The organism is Nostoc sp., assembly GCF_036917775.1.
GTDB lineage: Bacteria > Cyanobacteriota > Cyanobacteriia > Cyanobacteriales > Nostocaceae > Nostoc.
On the sequence record NZ_JBALEQ010000132.1, the window covers coordinates 1 to 12,142 of the forward strand.

A 12,142-nucleotide genomic window follows, 5' to 3' on the forward strand; every position below is an offset into this window, starting at 1 on the left:
CCTGCTTTTTATTGGACTGGCGATACACAGATGAATTGTCTGCACCAAATTCTAACTCAGGTTAAACAAATAGGTTATGCTCATCATATTCAACGATTGATGGTGTTGAACAACTTTGCAATGATAGCAGGTATCTCCCCCCAAGAACTTAAGGACTGGTTTCATGCCGCCTTTATTGATGGTTACGATTGGGTAATGCAGACTAATGTTATTGGCATGGGGCAGTTTGCTGATGGTGGGATGATTGCGTCTAAGCCCTATGCTGCTTCTGCTAACTACATCAACAATATGAGCGACTATTGTAAAAATTGTGCTTATAATCCTCGTGAACGCACCACTGAAAATGCTTGTCCTTTCAACTTTTTTTATTGGGACTTCCTGGCTCGTCATTACGACTTGCTAAAAGAGCAGCCACGTATGACTCCAATACTGCGTAACTTGGAGCGCCTCTCTGCATCGGAACTTCAAAAAATCCGCTCTCTGGCTTCTAATTGGCACACCACACAAGCAGCAACCGTTGGACAAGGAAATGCCCAGTAGCCTGATGCTGCGGTTCTTCAGCAAGCGTGGCTCAAACTGTGCTTTGGCTATCTCAACTCAAAAATCGTAGAGAGTTGACTATTGATACTTTTTAACTGTCTGTTTATCCCATCTACTCAATATTCACAATATGAATATCGACCGATTGCAAGAACTTAAGCGAAAACTCACAAATGACGCAGACTTGTCCGATATTTGGCTATTTTACATGGATCATTTTGCGGATCATTCAAAATTTACTGACATGGGTGAACCTGCCGATAATGAATACCTAAATGCTGTTCTTCAAAAAACTTGTCAGCAGATGTTTGACAGTGCAATAAACATTAGTGATTTTTTGCTGATCTACATCGCTCCATATCATTTATTTCATGGAGCTTTCCAAATCGAAGGACGTATTGGGGGTGTGATTTATTTCGAGGATATCAAAATTGGGTTAATTGCAGTGTCAGCAGATTATCCCCCTACCGATACAGTTAAGTATTCACGTTTTACTGAGATGATTCAACTGTCGGCTCCTAATGGCAACGATTACAATTGAGAGAAGCACAACTTATAGATGTCATCTTATGCTTTTTGCCCTAAGCAAAACTAGTAGTCTAATAGTAAAACGCTGTTCAGCCTGGAGACTGTTGCTAAAATAATGTGCAATTCTATGTCACAACTTTATATAATCCTTAGTAGAGGACTAACGAAAGTAATATGACCGATACGCCTGAGTATTTCCCAAGTAGACTAGACCGACTTGAACAAATAGTATTAGGACTAGCAGAGAGACAATCCAATACTCAACAGCAATTAGATTTGCTTACCGATAATGTAAATCGTGTATTGGCCAGAAGTGCAATCTTAGATGATGTACTACTTGAGTTACGCGATAGCCACGAAATACATCAACGTAACTTTGAAGAACATCAACGTAACTTTCAAGAACACCAACGCACTACCAACGCTGCACTACAAAGTCTTGAAGCCATCTTACTCCAGTTGACTCGAAATCATTCTTGAGATGCGATCGCATGAGGGTAAATTTTGAGCAAATTCACCTTCACTAAAAACAATTGTCTCTTACCATTAATGCTGACCTTGGATCGTATATGCACTCATTACCGTTCATCCCGCAACCACTCTAACCCAGTTGTCAACGCTGCCTCCGCTGTGTAATAAATCTTTTGTTCCCCGAATATCCCACCCGTGCGGCTGATGATACGGAATTCCCAGCAATGCCCTGGCGTGTAAAAAACCATTAGGATACTGCTGTTGACACAGAGTACCGTGTAAACTTTAACTTGTCGGGACATTTACTGCTGTTGTGGGTGTGATGATGTATTTTAATTGTCTGGGATTTCTCACTCAATCAACCCCAAATGGCGATGGAATGCTTCAACAGCGTTCGCCACACCATCTTCACCCCTGATTTTCTCACCCAACTCTTGTGCTTTCTTCCGCATCACCTCATCGCCCAATACGATTTCAATCGCTGCTGCTAAAGTTTTATCTGACAGTTTCTTGTACGGTATCGGCGCAGGGCTGACTCCCAACCGAGTTAGCTTTTCACCCCAAACTGGCTGATCTGCGAAAAAAGGTACAGTAATTGATGGTGTCCCTGCACGTAACACTGCTGCCGTTGTACTAGCTCCTCCGTGATGTACTACTGCTGGCACTTGAGGAAACAGCCAATCATGTGGAACTTCCTTGATCACAAACACTCGTAGCGAATCCTTTACATTCACTGTTCTTCCAACATTTCCCCAGCCTGACAATATAATCCCGCCTTGATGTGTTTTCTTTAAGGCTTCTACGATGTAATGTGTGAGATATTCTGGATTGGGCATCGTCATGCTCCCAAATCCAAAACACAAAGGTAATTGCTTTCGCCCAAGAAAATCCTCTAGTTCCAGAGGTGGCTCGTATTCGGAGGCTTGCTCAATAAACCAAAAACCAGTTACATACACCCATGCAGGCCAGTCACGGGGTCTTGGGATGACGTGCGAACTAAATCCATACAATATAGGGATTCGTGATACATTTGCTGGAGTCTTCCGTCTGAAGCGTCTGCCCAAATATGGCAAGGGTGGCAATTTCAATGTTTCTGTTCTGAAGTGATTGAGCAGTGGACGATATCTTTGCCAGTGCAAAAACTCTACTAGTAAGTAGCTACCATAGTTTATCGCTTTCTTTAGCGGGTTTTTAGTTGTTTGAGCAAATCTCAAAAACCCAAACATCCCTGTAGGAGTCAACGGTAGAACTGATGCAAAAAAGCAAGGTACGCCTAATTTCTCTGCGATGTGATATCCAAAAATAGCTAGCGGCGTGTAGATAATTACCTCACTTCCCAGACACGCACTCCAAGCTGATTCTAACTGTTGAAGTAAAAGCTTATCTCCTTCTTCTTTTTTCAACTTTTCTCCCGCAATCAATCGCTGCCCTTGCTTGGATTGCAAAAACTCTTCCATATTGCCAGCGATCGGTGCAAACTTTAAATCGAACTTCCTCACAAATAACTCAAAGTTCTCATGCGTTGCAATCGTTACTTCATGCCCCGCACGTTTCAAGCCAATAGCCAAAGCGCAGTATGGTTGCAAGTCTCCTCTTGAACCTACTGTTAGGATCGTAATCTTCAGTTTTCGGCTTGGTGCTATAGGTAGACTTTGGCTCAAATCTTTTTCCCGATGAAAACTCCAGTATTCAAAAATTGTACTAATTTCCTGTGCCTCTGGGCGATAAACCAATACAGTTGAAATCAGCCTGCTTTTTCGTAACTGTTCCCTTGCCCTCTGCACCTACCGAACACGCTAACCATACCGTGCATTGCATTATTTCTTGTTGCTTTGTCTAAGACCCAGAAGGAATCGATGAATAACATCGACTACAGTACTTATTTCTTGGAGTTCAGGATGTACAGTCTTGTAGAGCCTTATTAGATGCGTCTTGCCATTTGGTTTCCTACGAATGAGTTTTAAAACTTGAACGGACAATATGCCCGATGAACCTGCGTAAATTGTCTCTGGAAACCACTGAATTGATTCAATTTCATTGAGAAAATAGTCTTTCTTATAATGCCAGAACAGATAGGTATACTTGATTGTTAAAAGATGACTATTACAGTCAAAGATAATAGTTCTAGCTGGGAGATGAAAGTCTGCAATCGTCATAGCGAATAGAAAGCACCCACAAATAATTAGTGCTATGGAACTAAAATCATAAAGCCCAGGAGAAGCTACGCTCTGATATATTGATTCCACAGCTTTCTGATTCAGACCAAATATTGTCCATTTTTTCAATGTAGAGATTAATAAAAAGTAAATAGCAACATAAATAAAAAGAACTATTATCAAGGCATCAAAATTTCTTCTTTCTGACTTGATGACAAGTCGATTGGGTGTTGTTTCTAAAATTTTCAACATTTTGACTGATAATTTCTTCTTCAATCGTGTTCTGAATCAATAATTCGTGGGAAAAAATAACCATTACCTCTTGCTGTGATAATAAATTCTGGATCGTTGGGGTCGGATTCTACCTTTGTCCGTAATCGTGAAATATGCACATCTACCACACGGGTGTCTGTATTCATCTCTGGTACAAAACCCCACAATTGCTGTAATATTTCAGCCCTTGAAAAAATCTTTCCCGAATGATTTACTAACAACTCTAATAAGCTAAACTCCACACCTGTCAACCGAATGCGTTGCTCATTTTTATGGACTTGCCGCTTACTTGTATCGATTTTCAGATCGCCTGCATGAATTATCCCAGAGTTAGGAATAGTATTGATACTGGTTTTGTGGGAGCGCCGTTTTAGTACACAGGCAATTCGAGCTTCCAGTTCCTTGGGTGAGAAAGGTTTCGTCATGTAGTCATCAGCACCTAGCTCAAGCCCAGTGATTCGGTCTGCTACATCTGCCAAGGCTGTGAGCATGATAATTGGCACATCTGATTGTTTCCGTAATTCTTGACAGACACCATAACCATCTAATTTTGGCATCATTACATCCAGAACTATTAAATCAGGGATCAACAGGCGAAAAGCTGACAAAGCTTCTTCACCATCACTAGCTGTAACTACACTGTAGCCAATCATTTCTAGACAGGTCTGTAAAATCCGCCGGATGCTGGCTTCGTCATCTACTACCAGGATTTTTCCTTTATCACCTGATAAGTTTCTCAACGCTGTTCCTCCACAGCGAGAACTCTCAACCATCTATTATCTGTTTATTAGGAGTCAAAACCGCAAAATAATCTTGAGTTACAGTCCGATAGCCCCCGTTTCATCACCAACGTCCACACAACCCTATCCACTATTACCGATGAGCAAGCAGTGGAACCAATCCACTCAAGACTTGAAGAAAAAGATTTTCTACCAGATGAACATCTACTGGATGCTGGGTATCCCACTGCGGAAAATTTAGTAAATAGCAAGACTCAGTATAATATTGAAATTATTGGCCCAGTGCGGTCAGATCCCAGTTGGCAAACCAAGGCTCAACAAGGATTTGATAGCTCTAACTTTCAAATAGACTGGGATAACGAGAAAGTTACCTGTCCCCAAGGACACCAAAATACTAAATGGTTACTAGGGCTAGACGTTAGTGGGAAACCTGTTATTCGTGTGAGGTTTAATGGCGTAATATACAGAAATTGTCCGGTTCGTTCATCTTGCACTAAGTCAAAAACCGAACCACGGGAGTTGACTCTTCTTCCACAGTTGCAACATATAGCACTCCAAACTCGACGACAAACTCAAAAAACACCTGAATGGAAAGCTACTTACAACCAACGCGCAGGCATTGAATCAACACATTCACGTATGTTTACGGCGCTCGGCACTACGTCAATCTCGCTACATCGGTTTAAAGAAAACTCACTTGATGCAGGTTTTCATTGCTTGTGCGCTTAATTTAGTACGGTTGGATGCTTGGCTAAATGGTATACCTCTTGCTAAAACTCGCTCATCTCGTTTCAAACAATTGCAACCTCAAGGTGATTAAAGAATAAGTCAAAGTAACTCTACCATGTAATACACGGTTGACAACTACTAAAAAGATTTTTAAAATTACCGTGTAATACATGGTAAGCATATCCTATGAAAAAGATGAAAAGGGATATTCAAGGGAAGTTTGCGATTAAAAGCTCGGATTACCGCGAGGTGCGTTCTTTACGACTAACAGATGATACCTGGAAGGCGTTAGGTATCGCCTCTGAATGCTTGGGATTAACTAGGGCTGACTATCTAGAGGAAATAGTTAGAAGTAACGTCAACCCATGTATTACACGGAGAAATTTAAATATTTCTACTTCTGATTCACAGGATTTTTTTGGACCATTGCCGAGTATTACACGGTACGACCAGGAAATGGAGAGGCTCATTGCCCAAGTACAGAATCTTCAAAAAGAAAATTTAGAGCTTAAGGAACGGTCAGCCATTAACTTTGTGCATGACGTTGTAGATTTTGAGGCGATACGCGATCGCATTTTATTTGAATTGAAGTTGGGACGGCAAGCTTCAGCTTACAAAGCAGCACAGAAAGCACTTAATCGATTTATTCAAGAAATAAAACATCTGGTTGACAGTTTCTGATTGCTGCCAAAACTGCTGCAAGAAGTCACGATTTCTCCAAATTGCCAAATTGATTAGTTTTTATCACTTTTTAATGTTAAGCAATATTTCGCCAACAGTGTCTTGGCTATATTTACCCCGAGTATGAGCTATGGAAAAATGGTGTGTCGTTGACGGAGAGTGAAGCATTGGCAGGCGATCGCATCCCGCACTCATAGCGTGATCGCCCTCCAATGCTTCTCCATTGGAATCGCCCATCTTTCTGTTCACCCGCGATCGCCCAATACTTCCCATCAAAAGCGATCGCACTACAAGATCGACAATCGCCCTATCAAAGCCTGTGGAAGTTGGGTTTCATACCTCAACCCAACCTACGCGATCAGCGATCGCACTCCAACAATATGACCTCAGTCATGTCCTCGACCTGCGTGCCGGGAATCCATAGATCGAGCGAATTAGTCCACCGTGCGATCATCTCGACGATAGGCAAGTAGGCTGCTGGCGGAGCGACTGTATCGAAGTACGCCCAATCAGATCCTTCGGGGGTGTCTATGTCCATCGAGACCGCAGTCGCAGGATCTGGATGATCGGGTAACTCCGGATCATCAGGGTTTATCGCTTCCATCGCAGCATTCCACGCGGCAATGGCATTTGGCGATAGTCGTCCTTGCAGCGTACGCTTGCTAGTTTCATAACGCCATCGATCGGACGAGTGGATAGCAAACGTTCGCAGTTCACCGTCCGATTCGCTACTCCAAGTGACTAGCTTCCCAGTAGTGATGGGTAGGATCGTGGGGTCATCGATCAGCAACAGCGGGTCGGGCAACCCAGCGGGAAACAGCAGACATGGATCATCAATCACGCCGATATCAACGCCATCTACCGTCGCCATCCATCTACCGTTAGCAACCAGCCACTGCACGAACTCTAACCCGCGAGCGAGATCATCGGCATCAGCTTGTGCCGCTAAATACACTTCATCGGGCGCAACCGCAACGAGAATGCCGGGCGGAAACTTGTTCGGATTGCCGATACGGGTTTGCTTGTTCAGTGCCATTAATCGCGGGGTTGCACTCAAGTGCCAGTAATTGCCTTCGATAGGGTCGAGGAAGGAGTATGGCAGGGCATCAAGCCATGCGCTGACACTTTTTACATCAACAGTACCCGATGATGGTCGAAGGATCAGGGTCTCGAATAACATAGGTTTGTCTCAATGGGGTTACGGTGATGGCGGTGGCGTTGGTGGTAGATTAGGTTGTGCAGTAAGATGACCAGCTTCTAAAACTACATCTTGATATGCAGTAAACTGCTCGGAGTTAGTAGCTTTATTGTAGGGATTATTGATGTCATTCGGACCCTTGGGCACCGGCTTACCGTCGGTGCTTACCTTGAACGCGATATCCTCCTGTCCAGTTGCGGGTTGAGTAGTGTTTGTGACCTCAACGCTGTACTTCGGGTCATTGCCAAAAGCATCGCCATTCGGTTTGACACGAACCAGGGTACCATCGGGGTATTGGTAGCTGACTTGAGGCTTAGGCGGTTGGCCCTTGCCCATCGGCAAATTTGTCGTACTCTTATCACAGCGTCCAGCGGCAGCGTCTGCGTCAAGGATCTCAATCATCTCGGCGACAGTGCGCCCTGCAAGGCGGGGCGACAGGCTCTTCGCGTTCCCACCCCTTGTGCCTTGATCGTATTCGTTCCGTACCACCTCGGTGTTGGGATCTCTTTTAAATGCATCACCACTTTCTAAATCAGTCTTGGCTCGCTGTCGAGCCGCATCGCTCGCCCGTGAGATAGCAACCTTATTCGCTTCAGAATCGGCTAGCTTCTGAGCAGCTTTCCGTGCCGTTTTAGTATCGGCACCATCTTGACGCTGCCGGACGAACTCATCAGTAAACGTGTCTTTCCAGGTCTTCGCCACGGTGTCGTTTGCAGCAGGATCGTTCGACATATCGAAGCGCTTGAGAGCCTTTGCTGTCTGTGGCTTCACTAATGGTTTAGCCTCTGCTTCAGCCTCAACTAGAAAATTGGGTGGTTTTGGCTCTGGTTTGGGAGCAGGGGGTTCTGGCTCTAGTTTGGGAGCAGGGGGTTCTGGCTCTAGTTTGGGAGCAGGGGGTTCTGGCTCTAGTTTGGGAGCAGGGGGTTCTGGCTCTAGTTTGGGAGCAGGGGGTTCTGGAGTAGGTGGCTTGATGCTTGGATCGATCGCTGGCTCTCCAGTTTTCCCAGCCCCTTTAGCAAACCTCTCAGTGAGAAAGATTAGTACCAGTGTCAGCACACCTTCGGTAATTTTTTCAGCCCGTTCTTCTTTGGTGAATTTTTTGCCCGTAATGGCATTTTCACCGATGATGCCTTCATAAATCGGTACTACCCCAATGACATCTCCAAGTGCAATAAATGGTAGTGCCATACCTAAGAGAAACTGTGCATACCAAGGGGTATCTTTTGGAAGCACAGAAACTAATTCGTTGTAACGAACCACTAATCGGGAGCCGAACGCATAGACCAAAAATATTATCCCAACAACCGCGGCGACGGCAAGAATTAGTGGCCACCCAAAAGCCACTCCAAATGCAACTGCAATTATTGCGGCAATGCCAACAACAACTATCGCAAAAATTGCCAAGCCTTTTAAAACTGAGAGCAATCCTTTACCAATACCACTCCAGATCGAGCCTTGTGCATCGTCAACTGCATGTTTTGCAGCCTTCTCAAAATCTCCAGGTGCTTTGGTCTCCATTTCGGCATGGCTGCTGAGTCCTTTATCGACTTGAGTGCGGATATCAGTTTGTGACTGGTCTTTTGCTTTGTTCCATCCTTGCTTGGTTTCATCAATCTTTTGTTGTAGACCATCGCCGTACTGCTGCACTGCTTGTTGGGCTGCATCCCGTCCCGTCGCTAAGGTATCTGTGAAAAGTTTAGTTGTATCTGACTGCATCTGCGACAAACCACTATTCGTCGAAGATAAGACTTGGTTGGTTGAAGTCTGAAACTTCTGGCTAGCAGCCTCAATTTCGGTAGCAAAGCTTGTCTCTAACTTGCCTAATTGTCCCCCCATCTCCGCAACCTGTTCTCCCAGTATTGCTTCTAGTTGCAGTCTTCCTTGACGGAAAGGCTCACTTACTTGTTGTCCAGCACCTTGTAATGCCGCACGATCGAGATGTGGCTGTCCGTCTGCTTGATGTAGCTGGTCTATCGCGCCAGTCACACCTTGGTCGAATTGTTGCAAAGATTGGGCTTCGGCTACGTCTAGCTGCCCAACCATCATTTGTCCTAGCTGCTGTGCTGCCTGCTGTGCCTGTTGCCCTGACTGCTGCAAAGCAGGAATAACTTGTCCCTTTAGTTGCTCCAAAGATGCTAGTGCTTGTGCTTGCAACGTATCAAGACTTTGCAGGCGCTGATTTCCCGCCGTTTGGATTGCATTAATTGTACTTGTCACTCCCTGTTGGATGCTTTGTTCTACCTGAGTAGTGCTACCGCCAAGCGAATCTGCTAGCTTTTTCCCCTCGCCGCGTAAAGTTTGTGCTGTTTTTTGTGCGGCTTGGATTGCGCCCTGCACCAATTCTTCCGCGTTGCTGCGTATTTTATTTACTACTTCCGCCGCCGCGCTCATAGTAGCTTCTCTGGCAGCTTTTCGTTCTTCAGGCGTGCTGCCCTGTCCCTGCGCTTTTTGTTGGGCGATGGCGTTAATCCGACCGATAGTCTCACTTGATGATTTACGAACTCGCTCTGCCTCAATCTCTCCATTTTTTTCAGCTTGGCTAGCAGGCTCTTCCGCCGCTTTCACTGCTGCCTGACGTTTATCCTCACCTTGCTTACGCAGTGCTTCCAGTGCTTTTTCCCCATCAGCATGAGCGACAGCTTTTTGGCTATCCATTTCGGTAGTAATGGACGCGCGAGTAGAGACAAAACGACTGAGAACTTCTGCTTTTCTACTACCGATTGCGGCTAGAGTGGCTTGTATTTTTGACTGAGTTGTACTTTCAATATTTTGGGCTGTAGCGATACTATCCTTTTGCAATGATGAACGGTGGGATTGAACTTGCTGGCTGAATGCGGTTTTTTCTATCTCGGCTGTTTGTAAAATTTGCTGGGCAGTTGCCGCCAATATTGGTGATTCAGGCAAAGTTGGAGGTGTGCCAGTGGCATCAGGTAAAGTCGATTGACTTAAATCCGGCACATCTGGGGCTTTAATTGCTGGAGAGGCAGTTGCATCAATATTTTGCGATTGAACTGGTTTTTCGGCTACTGACCCTCCCAGAATGTTCGGCTGAGGTTCTTGAGGTAGAGCTACATTACTGGCTGTCGTAGACGGTGGCGCAGATAGAGTAGGTGAATCTTTTCCATTTCCAGCAGTAGCTGGTAGATCGATCGATTTATCTGCTTGAGGGACAACAAGATCGGGCTGTTGAGGTAAAGGTGTATTTGAGGGAACAGTTTTAGGCGGCTCTGCCAGATCGGTTGGGGGTACTTGGGGTTTATCATCTTTTGATTGGGGCGGATCGACTGGATTCCCCGAACTCCCATCGATTTTCGCTTGAATTTTACCCACCTGCTGCACTACATGAGTCAACTCATGTGCCGTCAACTGATTATTCCCTAAAGACTTCCCTGCTCCAAAATAAATATCATTCCCATGAGCTAATGCTTGAGCATTCAACTGGCGGTTCATCTGCACAGCGTTACTATCGGTATGCACCCGCACCTGACTAAAATCAGCCACAAAGCGGGGTTCCATAAACGATCGCACCTCACCCGGCAACGGACTCCCCCCACCCTGACTACTACTCAGCCGATTTTCGAGATTGCTCCCCCCTTGAAAACCTGTATCAGCCGATCGCTTTGTTTGAATCTCCTCTTCTTCCTCCGACATCGCCTCGCGCTGAATCGAGTCACCCAGAGCTTTTGTTTGCAGTTCCTCTTCCTCCTCCGGCATCGCCTCGCGCTGGACTAACGGCGTGATCGTTGCCGCTAAGGGCTTGGTCTGAATCTCCTCTTCTTCTTCCGGCATCGCCTCGCGTTGAATCGAGTTACCCAGAGTTTTGGTTTGAATTTCTTCTTCCTCTTCCGGCATTACTTCACGCTGCACAGATGGCTTGGCATCGGGCATACTCATCACTTGGTCAGCGACGCGATCAGCTTCCTGCTCATGCACATCATTGGGCGCACCCACCGTCAGTTTTGCCTGGGGACGACGCAACGCCATGCGACTAATGTCGTGACCAAAAGACCGTTGGTAAATGACTTCTGATAACAAAGATTGCTCGTCAGCAGCCTGCGCTTCTTGCAGGTTGGTTGATTCCTCTGTTGCTGTTTGGATAACATTATTCGTTGGTAAACCGAAGCCCCGCACTGGGTTTGCTAGCGTTGGAGTCGTTGGTGAGACAAGCGATGGATTTGAAAAAGTTGATGTATTTGCTTTCTTGTGCCCAAACGTGCGATCGCTCATCTCACCTTTCCTTGATTGATGGGTAAAGCTATGATTCCTGATGCTGAGGCATTTTCTACCAAATAAACTTTACAGTTTATCGAAATGCGATCGCTATCGACTTTAGTCTAATTTGATCACCTCTGATTGATCTAGATACGATTCCAATACGGTTCGGTTAAGCCCAAAAAATAAGAATATTTGAATATTCTTAACCGAACCGTATTGGGGGCGTGGATACGCTTGTTCTAGCTTACTGATTAAATATTTATGCTAGAACTCTGTAACAGTTCCAAGGCTTGGGTGAGCGCTTGTGTGGGTTCGCAGATAAGATGAAATGTGAACAACGAAGTTATAGGGGTTCCAGGCACCGAGATTCGCGCATAAAGTGAAATCGATTGTGGGGTAAGAGCTTGTCAGGAAACAACCTTCCTTCTTTTTAATTAGAAATGCTTTCTCAGTAAGCTTTTTAGGTGGCAAATTGTAAAAGTTGTTTCTTGACAGGCTCTAAGCGTTTGAGGCAGCTAGCGAATTCGCACATAAAGTGAAATTTGCGAACCAAAACTCCAAAACTATAATTTGAGGCATCTTACAGATAAATTTTAATCCCTGCTAATCTG

The 12,142-nt window shown here is 45.1% G+C and carries 11 protein-coding genes and 1 pseudogene; 6 read left to right on the plus strand and 6 right to left on the minus strand.

Annotation, left to right across the window (positions count from 1 at the left end; translation table 11 throughout):
• From V7K69_RS26895 to V7K69_RS26905, 3 genes and pseudogenes are all read left to right on the plus strand, one after another.
• Positions 1–540 (plus strand): annotated as a pseudogene (locus V7K69_RS26895) (cryptochrome/photolyase family protein); the annotation flags it as partial.
• Positions 541–670: 130 nt separating this feature from the next.
• Positions 671–1,081 (plus strand): hypothetical protein, encoded by a 411-nt coding sequence (locus tag V7K69_RS26900; RefSeq protein ID WP_335040112.1) that lies wholly within the window; start codon positions 671–673, stop codon positions 1,079–1,081.
• A 161-nt stretch (positions 1,082–1,242) separates the two neighbouring features.
• Positions 1,243–1,548, plus strand: a complete 306-nt coding sequence (locus V7K69_RS26905; protein ID WP_190735611.1) for a hypothetical protein — start codon at positions 1,243–1,245, stop codon at positions 1,546–1,548.
• Between the two features lie 98 nt (positions 1,549–1,646).
• On the opposite strand, the gene V7K69_RS26910 is transcribed toward V7K69_RS26905, so the two are convergent.
• The 4 genes from V7K69_RS26910 to rpaB are packed head-to-tail and all read right to left on the minus strand — an operon-like array spanning position 1,647 to position 4,741.
• Entirely contained in the window at positions 1,647–1,841 is a 195-nt protein-coding gene (locus V7K69_RS26910; protein ID WP_335040114.1) for a hypothetical protein, read from the minus strand.
• Positions 1,842–1,889: 48 nt separating this feature from the next.
• Positions 1,890–3,323, minus strand: a complete 1,434-nt coding sequence (locus V7K69_RS26915; protein WP_335040116.1) for a glycosyltransferase — start codon at positions 3,321–3,323, stop codon at positions 1,890–1,892.
• A 33-nt stretch (positions 3,324–3,356) separates the two neighbouring features.
• A complete protein-coding gene (locus tag V7K69_RS26920; protein ID WP_335040118.1) occupies positions 3,357–3,947 on the minus strand; it encodes a hypothetical protein in 591 nt (196 codons plus the stop codon).
• Positions 3,948–3,967: 20 nt separating this feature from the next.
• Positions 3,968–4,741 carry a response regulator transcription factor RpaB gene (gene rpaB / locus V7K69_RS26925; RefSeq protein WP_335040120.1) on the minus strand — a complete coding sequence of 258 codons (774 nt, stop codon included), beginning with the start codon at positions 4,739–4,741 and terminating at the stop codon, positions 3,968–3,970.
• A gap of 117 nt (positions 4,742–4,858) precedes the next feature.
• On the opposite strand from rpaB, the gene V7K69_RS26930 reads away from it, so the two are divergent.
• The 3 genes from V7K69_RS26930 to V7K69_RS26940 all read left to right on the plus strand — a co-directional run bounded on the left by V7K69_RS26930 (position 4,859) and on the right by V7K69_RS26940 (position 6,502).
• Complete coding sequence (locus tag V7K69_RS26930; RefSeq protein WP_335040122.1) at positions 4,859–5,437, plus strand: transposase; 579 nt, start codon at positions 4,859–4,861, stop codon at positions 5,435–5,437.
• Between the two features lie 186 nt (positions 5,438–5,623).
• Entirely contained in the window at positions 5,624–6,118 is a 495-nt protein-coding gene (locus V7K69_RS26935) for a hypothetical protein (protein WP_442936202.1), read from the plus strand.
• Between the two features lie 159 nt (positions 6,119–6,277).
• Entirely contained in the window at positions 6,278–6,502 is a 225-nt protein-coding gene (locus V7K69_RS26940; protein WP_335040124.1) for a hypothetical protein, read from the plus strand.
• On the opposite strand, the gene V7K69_RS26945 is transcribed toward V7K69_RS26940, so the two are convergent.
• Positions 6,477–7,298, minus strand: coding sequence for a hypothetical protein (locus tag V7K69_RS26945; RefSeq protein ID WP_335040125.1), 822 nt, complete (start codon positions 7,296–7,298; stop codon positions 6,477–6,479). The two genes, V7K69_RS26940 and V7K69_RS26945, sit on opposite strands and share 26 nt — an antisense overlap.
• Positions 7,299–7,316: 18 nt before the next feature.
• On the minus strand, positions 7,317–11,543 hold the full coding sequence (locus tag V7K69_RS26950) for an eCIS core domain-containing protein (RefSeq protein ID WP_335040127.1): 4,227 nt from the start codon (positions 11,541–11,543) through the stop codon (positions 7,317–7,319).
• Between the last annotated feature and the right edge of the window lie 599 nt (positions 11,544–12,142).

Bases quoted from the DNA above. Each gene is read 5' to 3' on its own strand.
- V7K69_RS26900 (WP_335040112.1), top strand. From the start codon at position 671: ATGAATATCGACCGATTGCAAGAACTTAAGCGAAAACTCACAAATGAC.
- V7K69_RS26905 (WP_190735611.1), top strand. From the start codon at position 1,243: ATGACCGATACGCCTGAGTATTTCCCAAGTAGACTAGACCGACTTGAA.
- V7K69_RS26910 (WP_335040114.1), bottom strand. From the start codon at position 1,841: ATGTCCCGACAAGTTAAAGTTTACACGGTACTCTGTGTCAACAGCAGT.
- V7K69_RS26920 (WP_335040118.1), bottom strand. From the start codon at position 3,947: ATGTTGAAAATTTTAGAAACAACACCCAATCGACTTGTCATCAAGTCA.
- rpaB (WP_335040120.1), bottom strand. From the start codon at position 4,741: ATGGTTGAGAGTTCTCGCTGTGGAGGAACAGCGTTGAGAAACTTATCA.
- V7K69_RS26935 (WP_442936202.1), top strand. From the start codon at position 5,624: ATGAAAAAGATGAAAAGGGATATTCAAGGGAAGTTTGCGATTAAAAGC.
- V7K69_RS26945 (WP_335040125.1), bottom strand. From the start codon at position 7,298: ATGTTATTCGAGACCCTGATCCTTCGACCATCATCGGGTACTGTTGAT.
- V7K69_RS26950 (WP_335040127.1), bottom strand. From the start codon at position 11,543: ATGAGCGATCGCACGTTTGGGCACAAGAAAGCAAATACATCAACTTTT.